Source organism: Coleofasciculus sp. D1-CHI-01 (assembly GCF_040218875.1).
Lineage (GTDB): Bacteria > Cyanobacteriota > Cyanobacteriia > Cyanobacteriales > Coleofasciculaceae > Coleofasciculus.
The window spans coordinates 1-20989 of sequence record NZ_JAVJQP010000191.1; the positions used below are offsets into that span (position 1 = coordinate 1).

The 20989-nt window shown below is 45.8% G+C and carries 20 protein-coding genes; 3 read left to right on the plus strand and 17 right to left on the minus strand.

What is annotated here, in order from left to right; translation table 11 throughout:
- Positions 1–104: 104 nt before the first annotated feature.
- The 12 genes from RIB93_RS32270 to RIB93_RS32325 form a co-directional block, all read right to left on the minus strand.
- Complete coding sequence (locus RIB93_RS32270) at positions 105–461, minus strand: DUF433 domain-containing protein (protein ID WP_446379368.1); 357 nt, start codon at positions 459–461, stop codon at positions 105–107.
- A gap of 355 nt (positions 462–816) precedes the next feature.
- On the minus strand, positions 817–1476 hold the full coding sequence (locus RIB93_RS32275; protein WP_446379370.1) for a GUN4 domain-containing protein: 660 nt from the start codon (positions 1474–1476) through the stop codon (positions 817–819).
- Positions 1455–3437, minus strand: coding sequence for an AAA-like domain-containing protein (locus tag RIB93_RS32280; protein WP_446379372.1), 1983 nt, complete (start codon positions 3435–3437; stop codon positions 1455–1457). The genes RIB93_RS32275 and RIB93_RS32280 overlap by 22 nt, the downstream gene beginning before the upstream one ends.
- Positions 3438–3944: 507 nt before the next feature.
- Positions 3945–4340: a hypothetical protein gene (locus tag RIB93_RS32285; protein ID WP_446379374.1), complete on the minus strand. Its 396-nt coding sequence runs from the start codon at positions 4338–4340 to the stop codon at positions 3945–3947.
- A 205-nt stretch (positions 4341–4545) separates the two neighbouring features.
- Entirely contained in the window at positions 4546–4944 is a 399-nt protein-coding gene (vapC, locus tag RIB93_RS32290) for a type II toxin-antitoxin system VapC family toxin (protein WP_446379376.1), read from the minus strand.
- The gene (locus RIB93_RS32295) at positions 4931–5143 is read right to left on the minus strand and encodes a type II toxin-antitoxin system VapB family antitoxin (protein ID WP_446379377.1); all 213 of its coding nucleotides are present in this window, start codon (positions 5141–5143) and stop codon (positions 4931–4933) included. The genes vapC and RIB93_RS32295 overlap by 14 nt, the downstream gene beginning before the upstream one ends.
- Before the next feature lie 318 nt (positions 5144–5461).
- A complete protein-coding gene (locus RIB93_RS32300) occupies positions 5462–7630 on the minus strand; it encodes an AAA-like domain-containing protein (protein WP_446379379.1) in 2169 nt (722 codons plus the stop codon).
- A gap of 9 nt (positions 7631–7639) precedes the next feature.
- Positions 7640–7981, minus strand: a complete 342-nt coding sequence (locus tag RIB93_RS32305) for a CU044_2847 family protein (protein WP_446379381.1) — start codon at positions 7979–7981, stop codon at positions 7640–7642.
- A 219-nt stretch (positions 7982–8200) separates the two neighbouring features.
- Positions 8201–8617 carry a secondary thiamine-phosphate synthase enzyme YjbQ gene (locus RIB93_RS32310; protein ID WP_446379383.1) on the minus strand — a complete coding sequence of 139 codons (417 nt, stop codon included), beginning with the start codon at positions 8615–8617 and terminating at the stop codon, positions 8201–8203.
- A gap of 46 nt (positions 8618–8663) precedes the next feature.
- Complete coding sequence (locus tag RIB93_RS32315) at positions 8664–9254, minus strand: hypothetical protein (RefSeq protein ID WP_446379385.1); 591 nt, start codon at positions 9252–9254, stop codon at positions 8664–8666.
- Positions 9255–9265: 11 nt separating this feature from the next.
- Entirely contained in the window at positions 9266–10078 is an 813-nt protein-coding gene (locus RIB93_RS32320) for a hypothetical protein (protein WP_446379387.1), read from the minus strand.
- Between the two features lie 18 nt (positions 10079–10096).
- Positions 10097–11188 carry a glycosyl transferase gene (locus tag RIB93_RS32325; RefSeq protein ID WP_446379389.1) on the minus strand — a complete coding sequence of 364 codons (1092 nt, stop codon included), beginning with the start codon at positions 11186–11188 and terminating at the stop codon, positions 10097–10099.
- A gap of 461 nt (positions 11189–11649) precedes the next feature.
- On the opposite strand from RIB93_RS32325, the gene RIB93_RS32330 reads away from it, so the two are divergent.
- The 3 genes from RIB93_RS32330 (at position 11650) to hemL (ending at position 15586) form a co-directional block, all read left to right on the plus strand.
- Positions 11650–13113: a hypothetical protein gene (locus tag RIB93_RS32330; protein ID WP_446379391.1), complete on the plus strand. Its 1464-nt coding sequence runs from the start codon at positions 11650–11652 to the stop codon at positions 13111–13113.
- A gap of 246 nt (positions 13114–13359) precedes the next feature.
- Positions 13360–13767: a hypothetical protein gene (locus tag RIB93_RS32335; protein WP_446379393.1), complete on the plus strand. Its 408-nt coding sequence runs from the start codon at positions 13360–13362 to the stop codon at positions 13765–13767.
- A gap of 517 nt (positions 13768–14284) precedes the next feature.
- A complete protein-coding gene (gene hemL, locus RIB93_RS32340; protein WP_446379395.1) occupies positions 14285–15586 on the plus strand; it encodes a glutamate-1-semialdehyde 2,1-aminomutase in 1302 nt (433 codons plus the stop codon).
- Between the two features lie 93 nt (positions 15587–15679).
- Here hemL and RIB93_RS32345 read toward each other — a convergent pair whose 3' ends face one another.
- From RIB93_RS32345 to RIB93_RS32365, 5 genes are read right to left on the minus strand one after another with little or no spacing between them, the layout of a single operon-like run.
- The gene (locus RIB93_RS32345) at positions 15680–17653 is read right to left on the minus strand and encodes a response regulator (RefSeq protein WP_446379397.1); all 1974 of its coding nucleotides are present in this window, start codon (positions 17651–17653) and stop codon (positions 15680–15682) included.
- Positions 17654–17670: 17 nt separating this feature from the next.
- Entirely contained in the window at positions 17671–17895 is a 225-nt protein-coding gene (locus RIB93_RS32350; protein ID WP_446379399.1) for a hypothetical protein, read from the minus strand.
- A gap of 32 nt (positions 17896–17927) precedes the next feature.
- Positions 17928–19445, minus strand: coding sequence for a circadian clock protein KaiC (gene kaiC / locus RIB93_RS32355; protein WP_446379401.1), 1518 nt, complete (start codon positions 19443–19445; stop codon positions 17928–17930).
- Between the two features lie 50 nt (positions 19446–19495).
- Positions 19496–19792: a circadian clock KaiB family protein gene (locus RIB93_RS32360; protein ID WP_446379405.1), complete on the minus strand. Its 297-nt coding sequence runs from the start codon at positions 19790–19792 to the stop codon at positions 19496–19498.
- 37 nt (positions 19793–19829) lie between these two features.
- Positions 19830–20696 carry a response regulator transcription factor gene (locus tag RIB93_RS32365; RefSeq protein ID WP_446379403.1) on the minus strand — a complete coding sequence of 289 codons (867 nt, stop codon included), beginning with the start codon at positions 20694–20696 and terminating at the stop codon, positions 19830–19832.
- Positions 20697–20989 lie beyond the last annotated feature (293 nt).

The following is a 20989-nucleotide window of genomic DNA, read 5'->3' on the forward strand; positions in this document are numbered from 1 at the left end:
CATTTTCAGAATACTTTATATCATAAAAGCTGACCTCAAATCAAGGTACAGCAGGAACTCAAAGCAACTTTGAGTGTAAAAATATTTCAATTATTTGTTTTTCTTTACAGGTAATTTATCATAATTACTCTAGAAGAGCCAATTTTCTTTCGTTGTTCTGCTCTAAGTTTCCGCATCCGAATAGCTGTAGGCGATGGGTTAAGTTGTTGGGCTTTAATTTGCTGTTGATTCCACTCTAACCAGTCGGCTAGATATTTGCTGACAGCTTTTTTATTATGGAGGTAATAGAGAATTGTTGCATAGACTTGCTCTAAGGTGAGGGATGGATAAGTTTGGGCAATTTCTTCGGGAGTACGGGCGCGATGGATGAAATCATAAAGGATGGTTTCAATGCCTACTCTAGTTCCTTTGAGACGAATGTCGTTAGGGGCGAGGAAATTAAAATAATCTTCGAGTTGCATAAGTGGCTGGATTTAAACCTTAATATCATATCAATAATGACGAAATCATTGTAGTGCGTTAAGCGAAGCCATGCCGCAGGCTTTGCATCTTGCTCGCGACTAATACCCAATTTAAATGCATTACAGCTTACCTGGGAAACCTAATGCTTGCGATTGTTTGGATTATCCGTTTGTGGAGTATTGAATATTGATGTCCCGCCAACCTCGAACTATTCAACCTGGATACTGTTACCACATCACGCCAAATATCGTAAGGTGGGCAAAAGTAGCGAACAATAACCTAAGCATTTGAGGTTTATAAATTTTGCCCACCCTACCTAACTCAAAGCCTATAAATTCGTAAAAATATAGTTTGTTAAGGAATTTTTACAGAAGGCTGGAGCGCTTGTATGTTACAGTCTACAAGTCGCAGCACCCCTTCAACTCTTTCCCACCCTTCTCCGGCTTTCGCCAGGTGTCCCCTTTTTGCCACCCTCGGATTAAAGATAATAGGGAGGTGTCCCCTTTTTGCTGACTCTGGATTAAAAATACCTTTTTCATAGTTCAACTCCACTACCTCCTCTACTGTTATCCATCCTATCTTCTCATAAAATCCATCCCAGTTTACCTCACTATAATCCAGGGAGGCAAATTCATCCAAAATAGTTTTTTGCACACTGAAACCAAACGTCCCATCTGAGTGTTCTACCCAAAGCCTATCGATACTACTCACGTCTCGACAGGAAATATTCTCTATCTCAAAACCTGCTTCGGTACTACCAGCCAAAATAATGAAATCATAGGTGTTTATATCAGCATCTTTCCAGTTGCCTGATTCCATCAAAAAGTTTAATTCTGCTAGGAGGTGACGTTTGAGCGATTCTTTTATCTGGGAATCATCTTGACCTGTTTTTTTCAGTAATTTTATAAACTCATGGTGCAAGTTCTCAATGGCATTTGCCGAGAGAATCGGTTGTTTCTGAGGTAAATACTGAGGGATAGGAATCTCTGTGTTTATATCATCAATATTTGGCATTTTTTCCAATTTTCCTTCAGTTTATTAAAGGCTTGCCGATAAGCATCTATTGCCTTTTTCCTTTCTCCCTTTTTCCAATGCCAACTGCCTTGCGCTCGCCACACATGGACATAAATTGACCATTCTTCAGGCGTCTCTCCGGTAACCGTTGACGGTAATAATTGCTGACTTTGTTGAATCACTTGCTCTGCTATACGTCCATATTTTTTCACTTTTTCGGGCTGATCTAGTTCCTGATACTTTTGACTCAGTTGCAAAGAGGCTAAAGAAATAGAAGCTTGCAGCATGGCTTGCTTCAGAGCCCAATTTGCCTCCTTTTCCAGGACTTCGTTAGTCGCCTGACTCGCTTGATTCCAGGCTTCTTGAGCATGAGGAGAGAGTCCATTTTTTTGCAATTGTGCCGCTAGTTTCGATAGTAGGGATATCGTTTCTATTTCTGTTATAACCCTCTCCATCTCGGACTTTGCCTGCTTAACTTCATAGTTGACTTTAATAAGCTTATCTCCGGCAAGTACCCCTGAAATTACCGCCCCCAACACGGTAACAATTAGCACCACTCCACCAATACTAATCCGTCTTTTGGCTTTGCGATTAGCCTCAGCTAGAGCTATATTTCTCTGTTCTGCGGCTTCTCTATCTTTCCGTTCCCGTTCTAATTCCGCTTCCTTTTCCGCTACCGCAATTTGCGCCTCAATTGCCTTTTTTTCACCAGCAGCAAGAAACTGCTGATCAAGATAACTTAAATTTTTCCCCTTTGCCCAAGCTTGCGCCTCGTGCAACGCCTTACCCTGCAACAGAAAGTCATCCTGATACTCAGAGGCTACCCACCTTCTAAACGTCTCAGCGTAGGGGCGTAGATTCTTTAATTCTTGGTCAATCCAATTTTGATTAAAGACTTCGCGATAAATGGGATTGTAAGCCCTTAAACTTCCTCCCTGCTTCACCACCAACCCCGCCAGCTTTAATCGGGCTTCATCATCACTATTCGTGGCGTCAATTTCCCCATCCTGCCAAATTTGCCGATAGAGTTCCAGTAAATACCCTGCCCGTTGCTCATTGCTTAATACGCGATCGCGGATAGTCCTGAGATGTTCTGGCTCATCCTTGGCTTCCCAGTTTTCCAGTATACGCGATCGCACTAATCCTGCAATTAATTCTGCCTCACTCCCAGACGCAATTGTAAAGGGAGACGTAATCACCAACTGACATAACTTTTGCGTCAGAAAGGGTTGTCCCCCTGTCCAGTTTATGATCTCCCTAAGAACCGTTTGCGGATTCTCTGCTTTTCCTGCTAATCCCAGTGCTAAGGGTGACACTTCCGATAAACCAAACCCGCGCAATTCAATCGCCCTACCAATATTAAACGGCGTGCGAGTTTTATCCTGAATTAAATCTGAAGGTGTCGCCACTCCCAACAAGGCAAATGTCAGGCGTTGATACTCTGAATTGTCTGCCCGTTCGTTATAACAAGCGCGAATCAGGGCAAAAAAATCGTCTTTTAGGTCTAACTTGAGAATACTATCGATTTCATCAATAAAAATAACAATTGGTTGGGAAATCTCGGCTAGTAATACCGTCTCGATAAACTCACCCAAACGCTGTGTCGGGGACAATCCCTCCCGTTCATTCCACCATTTGATCACCTTAACCTTAATTCCCAAACTCCGCGCCAGTCGGCGAATTAACCCCAGATACCACTCCGATGGGGCAATATTATGACTCCCAATGGCGGTAATATCAATCACACCACAAGCAACTCCCTCGTTTTGCAATCGCCGCATGGTTTGCACCCGCAAGCTGGATTTACCCATTTGGCGGGAATTGAGAACATAGCAGAATTCGCCTGCTTTTAACGCTTCATAGAAATCCTGATCCGCTTGACGCACTACATAGGTGGGATCATCCTGTTTAAGACTCCCGCCGACTTGATAGCTGTAGTCTGGATGGGATGCGGTACTCATCCTCAAATCCCCCGAAACGGTGTGTATCTTGTACCTGTAGGGTGCGTTAGCGTAGCGTAACGCACCGCCTTTATTTTCTCCCAGAATTGGTGCATTCTGGCGTTAAATTATTTTATCCTAACAATTTCCGTTGATGCTTTCCCAGACTTGGTGCGTTACGGCGCTGAATGATTTAATTCTCACAATTCTCACTCAATAAGCGCCTAACGCACCCTACATTCCTACATTCCTACATTCCATTTCTGTAGGGGCGCACGTCGGTGCGCCCTTCTGACGTCCGCCCTTTTACCCCGTCCGCTACCCCATGTTTATGGCATTGTAAAATGAAGGCGATCGCGTTTATTATATTTCTGATTTAACGCTTGTAGTCAATGATGCCAGATTAGGGCGAAGACAGCGCAACTACAAACCTAAAAGGACTGTGCTATTCGACCTAATTGTTTCAAAATACCAGCTACTCTGTATAAATCATTTCCCTGATTCAATACCGAAAACTCATTAGAAAAACTATATCGCGATGTCGTTTTTTGCCTCAATTACCGTAATCCAAAACTGGGGTTGACAAATCAAAATATCAATCTTTCCCCGTACAATTGTCCCGTTATCCTGGGAGGTAATTCTCACCTCATGTTCAGCCGCTAAATAAAATGGTGAACGATAAAACCCAGCGACACTCAATAAGGGGGATAACACCACCATTTTAACAATGGGTTCTAACATGGGATACTGAGATAAATGGAGATAATCATCTTTGACTTGATCTAGCCATTGCCGTTCTACTTGATTCAGTTCTGGTAAATTGTCCTGCCATTCTGGAAAAAATTCTGTCTCATCGGTTCGGGATAAACCAAAGGTTTCACTCAATTGATGTAAAGTGATGTCTTGAGCTGGAATTGTTTGCACTGATGGATTCATCATTCATTTCAAGTTTTTTTGTTTCGTAGGGTGCGTTAGCGTAGCGTAACGCACCGTCCTTTATTATCTCCCCAAATTGGTGCGTTACGGCGCTAACTCATTTAATCCTCACGATTGATACTAAATCAGCGCCTAACGCACCCTACATCGACTATCTGAAGTTACTACCATCACTCCGCAAGAGCCAGAGAATTTAAGGTTGAAAGCGAAGGTTCTGGAGATCTCGGACTTGGGCAATTATCTCAAAGTCCCGATCATTGTGAACCAGAAGCAAATCATTTTCCAGCGCTGCTTGAGCAATACAGCAATCGATTGGACTGCGAACAGTTAATCCTTGACGACGCAGGTCATAGTAAATACGTGCAGCCGCTTGCCAAGAAGAAGAAGTGAGTTCAACGTAATCTTGTGCTTCAAGATAAGTAGAGAGAATTGTCCACTCTTGTTCGTTTAGGCTCCCTTGCAGCAGCTCAAGCTGAGTAAAGCGGGTAAGTAAAATTTCACGATCTGCGATTAACGTTTCAAGTTGCTGGCGTACTTGACCACTGCGATCGCGGAAGACGCTGATCCAAACGGATGTATCAATCAGCAGCATAGCGAGTTTCGCGCATAGCCTTGTGATCAAAATCAGGAACGAACTGAATTTGCCCTGTCAGATCAAGCAAATTTTTCTTGCGGCGAGATCGTACTAGCTCTTGCAAAGCAAGGTTCAGTAACTCTTCTTGGGTAGTGAGTTTTGTTAATTTTAAGGCTTCGTTGAGCAGAGCTTCATCAAGGTTAAGAGTGACTTGCATAGGTGGCAGTAACTAAATCAAAAGTGCTTTTAATATTTTACCTAAAAATTTACATAGTTTCATGGTTTCTTCATAGTGGCATGACCCACTTAAAATGGTGAATTAGAATTGTAGGGGCGCAAGGCTTGCGCCCGGTTTAACCATCAATCTATTGCACAATTTTAGCTGTGTCAGTCCACTACGTTGATGATGAAACGCTTGAGTTCCCCTTCTCCCACCCCCCTCGTTCCCCCCTACGAGAAGGGGGAGGACAGAGGATGCTTCGCATTTTGTTTCATAGGAGAAGGGGTTAGGGGAAGAGGGTGAAGTACAAAGGATTTAATCCTCCAAGCGATCGCGGAAATAATTCCGATATAAATCACTCCTCGGAATTGCTTCATTTCCCTGTAACTGCACTAATCCCATGCTGTCTAATTTAAATGCCAACTCTGCATCTAATTCCACTGACTTATTTTTGAACACTACCTGACGAAATGCTTCCTTTAACTTAGGATATTCCTTCAAATTCCACCAATGACGCCGCAAATGATCACTATAAATTCCCGCCTCTGTTCCCGCTGTTTCTGCTAACTCCGCTAACGTCACATCCTGACGCCGTAAATGATACAATGCTTTTTGCACTAAATAGGGATGTCCCCCGATTAACTGGGTTAATTCCTCAACCTGACTTGTTGTCCAATTCAGTCCATAACGTCCGGCTAAATCTAACACCTGCTCGGTACTAAACTCCGGCAACTCCACATTTTTGCCCACATTAAACGGCGATTGATTAATATCTAACGGCACATACACCTCCGTTGAATGAACCACGACTAACCGCACCTTTTCCCACAATTCGCTACTAAAATCACCATACCGCGCCCCCTCATACCAAGACCGCAATAAGGCAAAAAAGTCATCAGCAATGGCTCGATGGGGAAACACCCGATCCACTTCATCTAACCCCAAAACCAAGGGCTGGTCAATTTCTTCTAATAAACATTCCTCAAAATAGGCTGTACATTTATCCTTACTGCCATACCCAATCCAATACTCCTCTAACTGATTTAACCGCTTGAGTCGTCGCCCCACCTGTTCACAGAACCAGCGCAAAAATTGATCTAAATTGCCTAAAAGCTGACTATCTGCCCGTTGTAAACTTAAGGGAATGGCATGATACCCTTGTTCTTTGGCATGATGCAGAATTCGCGCCATCAATGAGGTTTTTCCCATCTGTCGGGGGGCTTTAATCCGAATCAAACTACCGGGTTGTAAAATTTCTTGATAACAATCGGTTTCTATTGGCAAACGCTCTACATATAACCCAGATTTGAGTGAAATCGTGCCTCCTGGTTCTCTTTGTAATTCCGGTTCCGCTACAGGTAAGGGAGGAAAATCGGGACTGGCTACGACAGGCGCAACGGGTTCTGGAGTTTCCACAGAGGGTGTCAGCCAAGGTTCTCCCCCATCTAGGGATATCAACGCCAACAGTTCTTGCACAATCGCCGATGTATCGTCAGGAGAATGCCATTCCCGTTGCTGAATGCGCTGTAAATACCCGCGCAGGTCATAATTTAACGGGGAATCCATGGGAAAGTTAACCCGAATTGGCAGAATCATCGGTTTCTTTTCTTCCCGTCTATCCCGCAATTCCCTCGCCCGTCGTACCTCCTCGGTCACCATTTCACTGGTTGCCGATTGGGAGGATAATAGGAGGAGAAAATAATCACATTGCTCTAATTCCTGATCAATTCGTTCCGCCCAATTTTCCCCTAACCGAATACTCGCTCCCGCCATAAACGGTTGATGTCCAGCCGCTTTCAAGGCTTCATAGAACTGCTGCGCCACACTTACATCGGGATCACGGCTGCGGTAGCTGATAAAGATTTTGGCAGTTTTAAGCGAGGGTGAGGCGATAGGATGAGGAGGTGTTGGGGTTAAGAAGTCTTGGAGGGTTGACCATTTTTGGCTGATGGTGGTTAATGGCAATGCTAGCGCCCCTTGGCTATGGTCATAAGCGGCAATTAACCCTATCACCACCTGAGTTTCTGCATCAAAGACAGGGGAACCGCTGTAGCCTCCCTGTACCCGTTGAGCATCTGCCATTACCCGCAGTCGCACCATGGGTAAATTAGCAAAATTGGCTTGGGGATTCATATCGGTAATCGCCCCATCAATAGACGCCCCTTCTGGAAAATCTGGACGCCCATAGCCGATACTTAAAAAACGATGCATCGGTGTAACGGAGAGAGACAACGGAACACCTTCTCCCTGATACCCAGCTATCTGCAAGACGGCAAAATCATCTTGGCGACTGTCTCCCAGATACACCAAGGAAACCGATTTCCCCTGCACTCGTACCTGTTCCCAGCCGCCAGCCGCTTCCACCACATGGGCGCAGGTGAGCAAATACCCATCAGACGAGACAAAAAACCCCGTCCCTCGGATAATACCATCCTCAACCGACGCGATCGCAACCGTTGCCCGTTTTACCTGTTCCCAACTCATCAGGCTTGATTACCGTTTCTGTTGATCCATCTTCCAACTCACTTTAACCTTAAGCGTTGCCGTTCCCGACGATTCCACCAGATACACATTCCCTTTGGTGGTAAAATTAATCCCAAATTCCACTTCCGCATCCGTGGCTTGGGTTTCTTGGTGTAATTGTTTAAAAGCTTTCGTCAACGGGCGACAACCGCGTACAATTAAAGCTTGGATGATATTAAAGCTGCGATCGAGTTTCTTAATTGGCGGTTCTCCAGGCGTTGCTACCTGACCCACGGCGGATTCTGATACGTCTACCGCTACCAGAATTGTACCCCCATCATCAGTATCCAGTTCCAAAAGTTGCTGCGCCATGTTTTATCCCTTAGGATTGCTTTTTTGTGTCGTGCTTTATTTTCTTATAAAGAAAGTGATCAAAGTGGATGTGATATAAGTAGGTCGGTGACAATAAACTCAACCCGATTAAATTATGGAAACAACCCTCAAACCCTTACAAATGACATAAACGTAGCTTGCTTCTCAAGGGAGCGAGTATGACAAATGACAATCCCCACCTACTTAACCCTTACCAAATCAATCTCCAGAAATATGAACCACAACTTCCCGATTGTGTCTATATTGTCGATGCTCCCAAATATAAATTCCTTGCCACGTTCCTAAAACCAATCTGCCATTGTCAATAGGAATCTGTTCTGAGGTTTTAGTTAACGCTGTCCGGATATGGGCAGGCATATCATCGGGTCCTTCGGTATCGTGGATGTAGCTGCCATCTTCTGGCACTAATTTGGCAAAGAAATTTGATAAATCTGTCAGTACATCGGGGTCAGCATTTTCTTGAATCACCAGACTGGCTGAGGTGTGGCGCAAAAATACGGTACAAAGTCCGGTGTCAATACCTGACTCCTCAACGATGTCTTTGATGTTTGAGGTGATTCGGGTAAAAGATTTTGCGGTTGTCTTAATTGTAAATTTCTGTTGATAATGGGTCATCGATTCATTAGATTAGGACATAGAGTCTCAATTCTAGGCTAGAAGGCTAACCCAGTTGCTTGAGTTCGTGTTCTTCGTCTTCAGGGAATTCTTCGTCATCCTCTTCATCGTCTTCTTCGCGATCGCCAATTCCTAATTTCTCTGATAAGTGAGCGACTAAAGGATCGTCCTCATCGACGTTTTCCACGTCATCCAATTCGTCTTCCAAGGGAATATCGAGTGCTTCAGATTCTATCTCGACGGATTCTACCTGTTCTAAGGTTTCTAACGCTTCTGTTTCATCGGATTCTTGATCACATTCATTAGTTACCGATGTTTCGACGAACTCAGTAACCACCTCTACCAATTCTGCCTCATCTGTGTCATCCTCAATCTCATCCTCCAATTCCTCATCTGTGTCAGCCATAACCTGTTCAGAACTGTCTTCCTCATCGGTATCCGATACCTGATCATCTAGTACCTCAGACTCATCCGCCTGTTTCACCTGAGGGTCCCGCCAAGGAGAATCATAACGATTCCACGGTAGAATTGGCTTGTTGGGCAGGTTGCGCGTCAACACCGTGATGTTGTCTGCGTCGGGTTCTGGTAAATTTAACCGTTTCTCAGAAGAGTTTTTGTGAACGGGTTGAGAAGTCATAATCGCAAGACCTAGCCAAAACTACTCAGGTCAATCAACGGCACGAAGTAAATCCCTACGACATGCAAGGTAACAACCAAGGCTAACCCCCAGGTTACATAGGCAGAGTATTGTAAGGATGATGAGACATCCTCCAATCGCTGCTTGTTTGCATTATAGGTCTCTACTAGGTTAACAATCATTCGCAGTTGATATTCATCTGGCGACAGGACGAGATAACGTTCCAAAAATTTCTTATCGCCCAAATTGGGGCTAACGGCTAACTGGCGCGGTAGGAAGGCGTTGATCAGCAAGGTAAAATTTACCAGAAATCCGAAAAGTTCGGCAAGGCTAAACCCGTTGGGAAAGAATAACAACCGTGATATGGTTAAGCTAGTGAACAAAGCGCCGTTGGTAACAAATAAGATATTTAACTTCGTGGTTAAGGTTTGGCTTTGCTCCCGTTGCTGATCAATGACCAAGCGGACATCATGAGCAGCTAATTCCAGGGTAGACGATGTGGAACTCTCTTTACCCTCTTTTTTATGGTCTGAGGGTTTGGTCGTCTTAGTGGTTTTCGTCGTCTTGGCTGTTTTCGTCTTAGTCGCCTCTGGGGTTTTAGGGGGTTGGGCAGGTTTAACCGTTTCAGGGTGTTCTGAACCTTTCTGGTTTTTTGCGGTTTCGGTTGTCTTGGGCGTTTTAGCCGTCTTCGGCTTCTCTGTAGTCTCTGGCGTTTTTGGTTTATCTAGGGTTTCAGTGGCTTCTGGACTATTGCTTGTCTTGGGCGTTTCTGATGCATCTGAGGTTTTCGAGGTAGGTGCGGTTTTGTCTAGCAGAGAATTCACAGTAGCTATCATGTCAGGTTAGGAAGATGAGTGAGATTGTAAATAATGGACAACAGCTTGTGCGATCGCGTCAGCCCCATCTTTAGCGATAGGCTGGGATTGTCTGGGAGGATTGAGAGATTGGTGTAAAAATTCCCAGTGACCTAGGAAAAATTCTTTGGGGGTCACAATTTGATGGTACGCATAATTTTGAATACCTTCCAGTAGCAAGGGAGATTCGGCAAAATCTTTGCGGGTGAGGGAGACGATGGGAATGTCTAGACGTAGCGCTTCGGCGAAGGTGCTGTATCCTGGCTTAGACACCACTCGTCCACACAAGGGCATCATATCCACAGGGCGATAGTCTCGACCCAAAATTCTCACTAAATTGGGTAAATCGGGGGCATGGGGATCAAAGGTGATGAATTGCCAGTCAGGAAACTGGGACAGCGTATTGTAGGGAATTTGCTGTAAACTAAGTCCACCAAAGGTGAGTAATACTGTTTTCTCTGGGGGTGAGGTTAAACCCAGCCTTTCTCGCAACTGGCTGACTGGATAACTGGGTATCCCACCTGTAAGTCCGACATCGGTGATCTGGGGGAATGCTGTCATCGGTTCGTGTAAGGGGAGACGAAACAAGCGATCGCAAACGCCATAACACTCACCAATCCAATCGGCAATCTCGACAAATTCTCCACCCCACGCCCGGTAAATAAAGTCCCAGCCAAAGTTACTCATCATCCAACCGGGAATCCCTGCTGTTGTAGCGATTTTGGCAGCTAAGGGAGGAATATCTGCTAGTACAAGTCCGACACGATTGGTTTGGATAAAATTAACTTCACCGGCAATTATTGAATTTTCTGAGGCACGAATTTGCTTAAGTTTTGCCAATGTCGTCGCCTTATCCATGGTCAAGCTATCCGACTGAATCACGCCAATATCAAAGGCGCGGGGGCGATGAATAAAATCTCCGGGAATATAAGAGTCCAATAACCAACGGGGGGCTGTGGTGACTAAAATTAGTAGGATGTCTGGACAGAGATTTTGGATGGCGGCGGCGGCACAAGCCGCACGAACCGCATGACCAAAGCCATGGTTGGTGATCGCGATGTATATGGTAGGTCGAGGCATATTTATTTAAGTAGGTGGGAAAAATTAAGGTTAAAGGCGGGGATCGTCATTGGTCATTGGTCATTGGTCATTCGTCAGGGGTTGAGAAATATTTACATAAATTAATATAGTTTATTTTTACCAAGCGACTTAGGCAAGATGTAAATCACAGATGTTTTGGCTTAATGAATTCCGTTATTTATTTTATCGGCATTTTTTATTAATTTTTTCTGTGTTCAAGATAATTTATAAACTTTTTAAAATCATTATAATTCTGTATAATTCTGTATAATTACTCTGAGGAATCAGATTGAAGTCATAAGCATCTGATTCAATTGTCATAATTCATAAGAAGGCAGGGGAATCTCTGGCGAAAAGAAAATAACCCAGTTGACGCGACCTTTCCGGGGTGGCTAGTTTTGTCCTGATCCAGAAGACAATTTCTGTAGAACAAGACAACACCCTTGGAAGGATTGAAGACTGTGACAGCCAAACTGAATGCGAATGGTCGTTATCAAAATTTACATCCTGCTAATAAATGTTACACAAGGGAACATCACTCTGTTCCGTTAAATAAACAAGCTAATCGCCGCCTGAACACCTCTCTACAGAATGTGTCGAGTCTTGCCCTCTATAGCGTAGCGGCAATGGCTGCCCCCGCTTTTTCTCATCCCGCCTGGGCAAAATCTTCAGTGCAGACGACCTATCAGCCTGATACTATTGTGCCAAGCGCGATCGCAGCCAGTGAAACCCAGGTAGAATCATCCGCCCCATCAACCCCTAACCCTCAAACTGTTACCTCACCAGAGACGATCATTGTCCAGGAATTTGCGCCAGAAGCCGTTGTGAAGCCAGTGGTTCGACAGGTTCACCAATCGGATAGAGATGGGGAAATGGAAAAACCAGAAGAATTACCCAGTCTTCAGTCACCCATCACTCATCACCAATCCTCAATCGAGGACAATCAGGTTGAGTTTCGTAGTAGGCACTTTAGTGCCAGAAGCGCTAAAGCGCTTACTACAAACTCTAAATTCAAAGATGCACGAGATGAGCCTCATGTCAAGACCTTTGCCATAGATCGGGAAAGTCAGGGGAATCAGGATGAACGGCAAAACCGACAATCGGTTGCCAATAGTCCGAAAAAGCCCTGTCGTGCAACTCAACCCATGATTTTGGCACAAGCGCCCAATCCGACACAACCCGCACCCTGTCGGGACGTTAACCGCTTGCAAGAAGAGTTGCGATCGCTAGAAGATATAGACACTCAAGAACCCTTACGTGCCTCCCCAGCTTTGAGTATTGTCATTCCCACCGCTTATGGCGCTCATCGCAATACAGGGTTTGTTAGCGCTACCTATCAAGAACGCACCCGCTATAGTGATGTTGATGATGGGGCGTTAGGCATTGGGATTGGGTTGGGTGATGCTGAGAAGTCTGTGGGGGTAGAACTTTCATACACACTTGCTAGTTTCGGGTCTAATCGAGATTTTGGCAGTGGTGGTTTTAACGCTAAAGTGCATCGTCGCTTACCCCAAGGTTGGGCAGTTGCAGCGGGTTGGAATGGCTTTCTTAACCTGGGTGATGATAATGACTTTGAGAATTCCGTTTATGGCGTGGTGAGTAAAATTATTCGGACGCGAGAGGATATTAATCAACCCTTTAGTCGCGTGGCAATAACGGCGGGAATCGGTAATGGACAGTTTCGCACGGAGGAAGCGGTAGAGGATGATAATGGCACGATTAATGTGTTTGGTAACGTTGCGGTGCGGGTGGCTGAACCTGTGAGTTTAATTGCTGAATGGACGGGACAAGACTTGGGCGTGGGTGTGTCCATTGCTCCCTTTAAAAATATCCCATTGGTGATTACCCCAGCATTGCGAGATATTGCGGGGGCTGGGGATGGGGCGCGATTTGTTTTGGGTGCAGGGTTCGCGTTTAAGTTTTGAGTATGTAGGGGTGGGTAATGGGACTTTCTTTTCGCTGTTGATGATAACGTTTGTGCAAAATCTACCCTGACGTAGGGGCGGGTAATGGGACTTTCTTTTTGCATTGATGATAACGTTTGTGCAAAATCTACCCTGACGTAGGGGCGGGTAATGGGACTTTCTTTTTGCATTGATGATAACGTTTGTGCAAAACCCGCCCTGACTAAGTGTTGAGTGTTGTATAAATTGGAATATGGAGTGAATGTGATGAAAGTAAAGCAACGGATAGTTTGGACAATAACAACGTTAGTCATGGGTACTGGGTTAATCACACCATCTACCAATGCTCAACCCCCCAACCAGTCAGATATTACCGGAACGAATATCTGGAATAATACTGCACCTATTTTTGATCAAGATGGCGAATTAGATCCAGCTATATTAGAGAATGCCCGTCGTCTGGATCAAGCCTTAGAAGAAGCGGCTGAGGGTTGCTGTAATGCGGTTCAGCCAGAGGCTCCGCGTCGATTTGCTAGAGAACCGGGAAATCGGAATCCGGCTTGTGCAGATTGTCTAGAGTTGAATCGTTTAGTTGAGGAAACCGAGATATTTTTGGATGAAGTTAATCGCACTCAGGGAGCGCGAGTTAACGCCAGTCGTAATCGTCTTTGGTAGAGAAGGCAGATGGCAAAAGGGTTAAGTCGGGGCGGGTTTAAAGAAAGATGTGGGTAATGCATAGCAAGCTTGGGAGAGGGGAGCAAGAGGGAAGCAAGAGAATCCGGTTCCCCTTCTCCCATGCAACAAAAGCGAAGCATCCTCTGTCTAAAAAATGCTGATCTAACCCAAGCCTTCCTCGGTGGTGCAGTATTTTGTAATACTACTCTACCCGATAGAACTATTTCTAATCGCGATTGTCCCTAATTTGGCGAAGGGCAATCCTAATTTTCAGCGAGGGTGTCCCTGCTGCCGATGCAGTTCATAGTTCCCTCGGAACACCTATTATATAGGGCTTCCCCGGCTCCCCCAGCTGACACGCCGAGCGAAGTCGAGGTGTCCCCCAGCTTCCCCAGCTTCCCCTGCTTCCCCTACTCCTCCTGCTTTGCAGCGTAAGTTAACCCCCTTACCCCTATTTCCCGAATCACCACTAAACTTTATCCTGATAGAGATAAGCATCGAATAACAGGAGACAGTTTTGGTTACCACCTCGTCTTGGACAACCACGAAATCAGAAGAAATTTTCCAAACAGCCCAAAACCTGATGCCGGGAGGTGTCAGTTCACCAGTTCGGGCATTTAAGTCTGTTGGCGGACAACCCATTGTATTTGACCGGGTTAAGGGTGCCTACGTATGGGATGTCGATGGCAATCAGTACATTGACTATGTTGGCACTTGGGGACCCGCCATTTGCGGTCATACCCACCCAGAGGTCATTTGTGCCCTGCATGACGCTCTAGAAAAAGGCACAAGCTTTGGTGCCCCTTCTGCGCTAGAGAACGTTTTAGCCTCCATGGTGATTGAAGCCGTTCCCAGTATCGACATGGTGCGGTTTGTCAATTCCGGTACGGAAGCTTGTATGGCAGTCATTCGCCTGATGCGTGCCTTTACAGGCAGAGATAAAATTATCAAATTCTCTGGCTGTTACCATGGTCACGCCGATATGCTGCTCGTGCAAGCCGGTTCTGGAGTTGCCACCCTGGGCTTACCCGACTCTCCCGGTGTCCCTAAATCCGCAACAGCTAGCACCCTGACTGCCATTTACAACGATTTGGAATCCGTCAAATCTCTCTTTGAAGCCAATCCAGATAGTATTGCTGGGGTGATTCTTGAACCCGTAGTTGGTAACTCTGGTTTTGTTCCCCCTGATTCTGGATTCCTGGAAGGCTTACGCCTGATTACTCAGGAACATGGTTCCCTGTTAGTCTTTGATGAAGTGATGACGGGTTTCCGGATTGCCTACGGCGGCGCTCAAGAAAAATTTGGCGTCACTCCCGATTTAACCACATTGGGTAAAGTGATTGGTGGGGGTTTACCTGTGGGTGCTTATGGGGGACGTAAAGATATTATGTCCATGGTTGCACCTGCTGGTCCGATGTACCAAGCCGGCACCCTTTCCGGTAATCCCTTGGCGATGACGGCTGGGATTAAAACCCTAGAGTTATTGCAAAAGCCGGGAACTTACGAACAGCTGGACAAAATCACCAAAAAGCTGTCCGAGGGGTTATTACAAATTGCCAAAGAAACCGGACATTCGGCTTGCGGTGGACAAATTAGTGCCATGTTTGGCATGTTTTTCACCGGCGGTCCTGTGCGTAATTACGACGATGCCAAAACGTCGGATTTAGCCAAGTTTAGCCGCTTCCATCGTGGCATGTTAGAACGGGGAATTTATCTGGCACCGTCCCAGTTTGAGGCAGGATTTACCTCCTTGGCGCACACCGATGAGGATATTGACCGCACGCTAGAAGCCGCGCGGGAGGTTATGTCGAGTATATAGATCCCCCCTAGCCCCCCTTGATACTGCTGGCGAATCAGGGGTCAGACCCCTGATTCGCCAGCAGTATCCAAGCCATCGTTTCCGGCGTTTTTATCACTGAATCAAATTCGCGATCGCATCCACGATCTGATCGGGTTCAATTGGCTTGGAGAGATGACGATTAAACCCCGCCGATAATGCCCGTTCGTAATCCGTTTCTCCTGCATACGCCGTCAGTGCGATCGCTGGAACTAACCCGCCGCGATCGGGTGGGAGTTCTCTCACCTGGCGAATTAACTCGTAGCCATCCATTCCTGGCATCCCAATATCACTAATTAGCACATCAGGTTGCCCTTGAGAAAACACAAAAAGCGCCTCATTTGCTGAAGTCACCCCCTTAACCCTGGCACTATAGCTTTCTAAGATAATCGTGAGCAAGTCGAGCGTATCCACCTCATCCTCCACCAGGAGTACCGTCACATCGGTTAAATCTAAACCCTCATCATCGGGCGAGGAATTCTGAGTATTAATGGGCGAATCTGACAGTAGAGGTAACGTAACCGTAAACGTTGCGCCCTGTCCAATTCCGTCACTTTCTGCCTCAATTCTCCCCCCGTGCAGTTCAATCAAGTGACGGACAATTGCCAACCCCAACCCCAACCCACCAACACTCCGGGTTGTGGTACTATTTTCTTGCCGAAAATAATCAAAGATGTAGGGAAAAAAGTCGGGACTGATTCCCTGCCCGGTATCGCTGACTTTTATTTGCGCCTGGGAGTCAATTGCTTGCAATCGCACCGTGATGCGTCCCCCCCTGGGCGTAAACTTCACCGCATTGGAAAGCAAATTCCACACCACTTGCTGGAGGCGGTTGGGATCACCCGACACAAATCCTACCGTTGAATCCAATTGGGTGTCAATCTCAATCGACTTGGCGGCGGCGGCTAAACGCATCGTTTCAATAGCCGCTTGAATCACCCGCGCCAAGTCTACCCGCAAGGTTTGCAGGTTCAACTTACCGCGTAAAATCCGCGAAACATCCAGTAAATCATCGATGAGTTGGGCTTGCAAGGAAGCATTCCGTTCAATCGTTTCTAAAGCCTTATCCACCTTATCCTGATTCATTTTTCTCGTCCGCAGTAGTTTTGACCAGCCCAGAATTGGATTGAGGGGAGTACGCAATTCGTGGGACACAATCGCCAGAAATTCATCTTTAATCCGGTTGGCGGCTTCGGCTTTTTCTAAGAGTTGAATCCTCTCTTCTTCTACTTGCTTTTGTTCAGTAATATCTCTCAGGGAAACCAGGTAGCCTTCCTTTCCTTGCCATTCAATTTCCACCACACGCATCTGAGCCACTCGATTTTCTCCAGTACCTGTCCGCACATCCACTTCCGTGTTATCCTCGCCCACCACCGGAAAGCCCAAGACTTGACCCAAAAGTTCGTCTTCTTGACGACTAAAGAGTGACTGGGCGGCTGGGTTGATAAACCGGACAATACCCCCGGTGTCGATTACGATAATTCCATCTGGATTCTTGGAGATTAAAACCTGAAACTGTGCCTCACTTTTGACCAGTGCTGCTTTTATCTTTTCCTTTTCTAAATTGTCCTGTTGGGTTTGTTCTGAGAGTTTCGCTACTGCTGCGGTTTGGACTTGCAACTGTTGCTTTAAATCTACAGAATCAAGGGTATCCTGGGTTTTGACTTGGGATTCACTGTCCTTTGCATTTAATGCCTGCTTGACAACTTGAGAAAGCTGTGGCACTTGCTCGTGAAGCAGATAGCCTGTTGCGCCAGCTTTCATATAATCGACAGCGATAGACACACGGTTACTATGACTAATGATAACTACAGGAATATTCAGCTCCAGTTCTTGCAAATAAGACAGTGCTTCGATCCCATCAAATTCGGCTAAAGGATAGTCGATTAAAATTAGGTCAACCGTTGGATTCAGGTGTTCCAAATACTCCGCTTTTGTGCTGACGCGCTGCCACGTCACCGTCAGCCCAGCTTCAGATAATAACGACAGTATTGGTTCTGTTGCCAGAGCCGAGTCTTGTAGAATTAGAAGGTTCAAGTCATTTGTCATTTGTCATTTGTCGATGGTTAGGGAACAGGGAATAGGGAATAGGGAACAGGAAACAGGGAACAGGGAACAGGGAATAGGGAACAGTTAACAGTTAACAGGGAATAGGGAACAGTTAACTGGAAACGTTTTGAGTGAACTCCCCCCGCTTCCCCTGCTCCCCCTGCTCCCCCCGCTCCCCCCGCTCCCCCCGCTCCCCCCGCTTCCCCTGCTCCCCCTGCTCCCCCTGCTCCCAGACGTAGCATGCTACGTCTCTACACCGCTCTCCTTGCATGTCTTAACTCTCTTCAAACAAACTACCTAGGCGGTCAATTTCACTCTGAGTCATATAGGTCGGATTACCTGAGAGAATGCCCGTAATGTTGCGGAATGGTTTGCCGATGTACATACCGTTTTCATCAATGGTAAACTCACGAATTTCTTTATCATGTTTTGAACCGCGCATTTTTAGCACCGTTAAGCCCCGGCGAATTTCTCCATAAACTTCTACATAGCGCAGTAATATAATTGAATCCGTATTGGTGGAAATATGGGATTCTGTGATCGACATCCCGCCCATTAGCGATGTTGTATTCGCCGAGAGTAGTCCCATAATTCGCTGGTCTTTGAGGATAGCATTGAGGCTGAGTACAAATTCCCGAAATCCTTTAAAAGGGGCAATGTTTTCCAATGCCGAAAGGCTATCCACTGCCACCCGTTGCGGCTGAAACTCTTCGATCAGTTGCTTGATTTTCACCAGATGATTTTCCAGCCCTGTTTCTTCAGGATAGCGACAAACAACCTTCAGGTTGCCCTCTTGTTCCATCGACTCGAAATCAACGCCCCAACCTGAAGCATTTCTAAATAGCTGCTCCCGGCTTTCCTCAAAGGCAAAGAGCAAACATCGTTCTCCCTGGTTAATACCCCCTGCCAAAAATTCGGTTACGGTTAAGGTTTTGCCCGTACCTGTTGCTCCCGATACCAGAATAATCGAATCGCGGAAAAACCCACCTCCACACATGCCATCTAATTCAGCATTGCCTGATGTAACTCGCTGGTTGGAGGATTTTCGCTCTAATTTAGTGGCTGTTAGGGGAAGAACAACCATGCCTTGATTGGGCAAAATCGTAAAGGGAAATTCACCATGTTGATGAGGAGTACCTCGGTATTTGAGAATTTCAATCGTGCGGCGACGTTTCTCTTGCACCAATACATTCCGTAAGATGACCACATTATCCGCCACAAATTCTTCTACACCATAGCGACTGATGTCCCCATATTCTTGAGTCCGTTCTGAGGTCAATACTGACGTAATCTCCCGTTCTCGTAGCGCCCAAGCAATATCAAATAAATCGCCGCGTACTTGAGCTATATTGGGTACATAAGAGAACACAGCTCCTAAGGAATCCATAGAAACTCGTTGTGCCTGGACTTGTTCTATTGCATATTCTAAGCGAGCCAGCAAGGGACCGAGATCATATTCACCACTAACTAAGGGTTGATTCCCTGTTTTTGGAGACGCATCAACAAATGCCCATTTTTTTTCAGCTTCCCATTGTTCAATATCCCAACCAAATCCGCGCATATTTTTGCGAATGGCTTTGGGGGATTCTTCAAAGGTGACAAAGACACCATTTTGTCCTTCTCTGATTCCCTCAACCAGAAACTGACAGCCAAAAATGGTTTTTGCACTGCCTGCTGTACCTGCCACTAAGGTGGTTCGACCTTTAGGGAGTCCTCCTTCCGATAATAGATCAAAGCCATAAATGCCTGTTTTTACTTTTTCGATAAAATCTGGCAGTTGCTGTTGAGTCATTCCGTTGCTGCTTTAGTGAATGTGGGAAATATAGAATAGCATCAGAGGAGCTATTGCTCAATCGTATTGAGGCTGATTCCGATATTCAACCCCCATAAAACCGTTTCCGTGTCGGACAAATCGCCCACGATTCGCTGGACAGGATTGGGAAATTCTTTAATTAAGGTCGGTGTCACTAAAATATGTTCCGCCTCCGCCAGTTGGGGAGATTTAGTCACATCAATAACCGTTATTTTATATTGACCCGGCAGTTCTTGATCACAGAGTCGATACAAGTTGGCGATCGCGCGTTGCGATCGGGGCGTATCTCCAGTAACATAAAGCTTGAGCTGATATTGTTTACACATGCTAGAGTAATCATGAACTTTAACATACTGCTTTTTATCAATGACTGAAGGTGTTAGCATCTTTTTCTAAGTTAATTTTACTCAATCCAATAAAATATCTCCGATAGTAAGCGGTTAAATTGCCCATAAGTTCTAAGAGTAAAAATCGTCCTTCTGCGGTATAAGCTTGTGCCTTACGTTGATTAATCCCTTGGCTTTTTTGTTTTAAGGTTGTTGTATGTAGTTCTATCAGATCACGGGGGGAAGCTTGGAGTAATCCCAACTGTTCGGCGAAATTAGTCAGATGCATCGATAACTGATGGTCAACTTTATAGACACGTTCTTCTAATGCCCATTCCATTAAATCACCATAATGTTGCCGGAGTTCCTCCACTACATCGGGCATTCTCTGGCGCAGGGATTCGACACTAGACGATTTTGGCGTCGAGTTAATCTCGCCAGAGATTAACTTTTCTAACTCTTCGAGCTCTTGCTGCTGCTGATGATGTTCGAGTTGAGCCAGTTGATATTGTCGCTCTAAGGCGGCGCGAATCGCGTAGATGAGTAAACTGGTATTTAGCTTCGCCTTTGCCAAATACCCACAAGCCCCCAATTCTAGGGCTTTAACCGCAACTCGCTCATCTTCGAGAGTACTTTGGACGATAATCGGTACATCGGGTGCAGTTTGCTGCATTTGTCGGAGTGTATCCATGCCCCGACTATCGGGTAACATTAAATCTAAAAGCACGACATCGATACCTCCTTGCGTCACATAACCTCTTCCCTCTTCTAGTGTCTCAGCACAAATGAGTTCAAATCCTCTGCTAAATGAGGGAGATTTGGCATTGGTTATGAGTTTTTCCAGTTTCTCGAGGTCATCGGGGTCATCTTCTACCAGTAAAATGCGGCAACGGTGATCAAGCATGAGTGGCGATTTTAGAAATTCACTTCTTCAATACTATTATCATCTCCCCCAGCTTCCCCAGCTTCCCCAGCTTCCCCAGCTTCCCCAGCTCCCCCAGCTCCCCTAGCTCCTGATAACTGATAACTGATAACTGATAACTGATAACTGATAACCTATCGAAACGTGGGGGGAAAGGGGGAGCAATAGAACCCCGTCCTCAGCGGAACGAAGTGTAGCAGGGCGGGGATGCCTTCACTCCCCCAAGTCAAAAATAGGCATTCAATATGCCTGTTTTTGACAAGTCTCGGTTTTCT

What these genes read in the sequence shown, in the direction of transcription:
- kaiC (WP_446379401.1), bottom strand. Translation starts at nt 19,445, where the DNA reads ATGACTCAACAGCAACTGCCAGATTTTATCGAAAAAGTAAAAACAGGC.
- RIB93_RS32270 (WP_446379368.1), bottom strand. Translation starts at nt 461, where the DNA reads ATGCAACTCGAAGATTATTTTAATTTCCTCGCCCCTAACGACATTCGT.
- RIB93_RS32295 (WP_446379377.1), bottom strand. Translation starts at nt 5,143, where the DNA reads ATGCAAGTCACTCTTAACCTTGATGAAGCTCTGCTCAACGAAGCCTTA.
- RIB93_RS32365 (WP_446379403.1), bottom strand. Translation starts at nt 20,696, where the DNA reads ATGCTTGATCACCGTTGCCGCATTTTACTGGTAGAAGATGACCCCGAT.
- RIB93_RS32325 (WP_446379389.1), bottom strand. Translation starts at nt 11,188, where the DNA reads ATGCCTCGACCTACCATATACATCGCGATCACCAACCATGGCTTTGGT.
- RIB93_RS32315 (WP_446379385.1), bottom strand. Translation starts at nt 9,254, where the DNA reads ATGACTTCTCAACCCGTTCACAAAAACTCTTCTGAGAAACGGTTAAAT.
- vapC (WP_446379376.1), bottom strand. Translation starts at nt 4,944, where the DNA reads ATGCTGCTGATTGATACATCCGTTTGGATCAGCGTCTTCCGCGATCGC.
- RIB93_RS32310 (WP_446379383.1), bottom strand. Translation starts at nt 8,617, where the DNA reads ATGACCCATTATCAACAGAAATTTACAATTAAGACAACCGCAAAATCT.
- RIB93_RS32345 (WP_446379397.1), bottom strand. Translation starts at nt 17,653, where the DNA reads ATGACAAATGACTTGAACCTTCTAATTCTACAAGACTCGGCTCTGGCA.
- RIB93_RS32305 (WP_446379381.1), bottom strand. Translation starts at nt 7,981, where the DNA reads ATGGCGCAGCAACTTTTGGAACTGGATACTGATGATGGGGGTACAATT.
- RIB93_RS32350 (WP_446379399.1), bottom strand. Translation starts at nt 17,895, where the DNA reads ATGCTACGTCTGGGAGCAGGGGGAGCAGGGGGAGCAGGGGAAGCGGGG.
- RIB93_RS32360 (WP_446379405.1), bottom strand. Translation starts at nt 19,792, where the DNA reads ATGTGTAAACAATATCAGCTCAAGCTTTATGTTACTGGAGATACGCCC.
- RIB93_RS32275 (WP_446379370.1), bottom strand. Translation starts at nt 1,476, where the DNA reads ATGCCAAATATTGATGATATAAACACAGAGATTCCTATCCCTCAGTAT.
- RIB93_RS32300 (WP_446379379.1), bottom strand. Translation starts at nt 7,630, where the DNA reads ATGAGTTGGGAACAGGTAAAACGGGCAACGGTTGCGATCGCGTCGGTT.
- RIB93_RS32280 (WP_446379372.1), bottom strand. Translation starts at nt 3,437, where the DNA reads ATGAGTACCGCATCCCATCCAGACTACAGCTATCAAGTCGGCGGGAGT.
- RIB93_RS32335 (WP_446379393.1), top strand. Translation starts at nt 13,360, where the DNA reads ATGAAAGTAAAGCAACGGATAGTTTGGACAATAACAACGTTAGTCATG.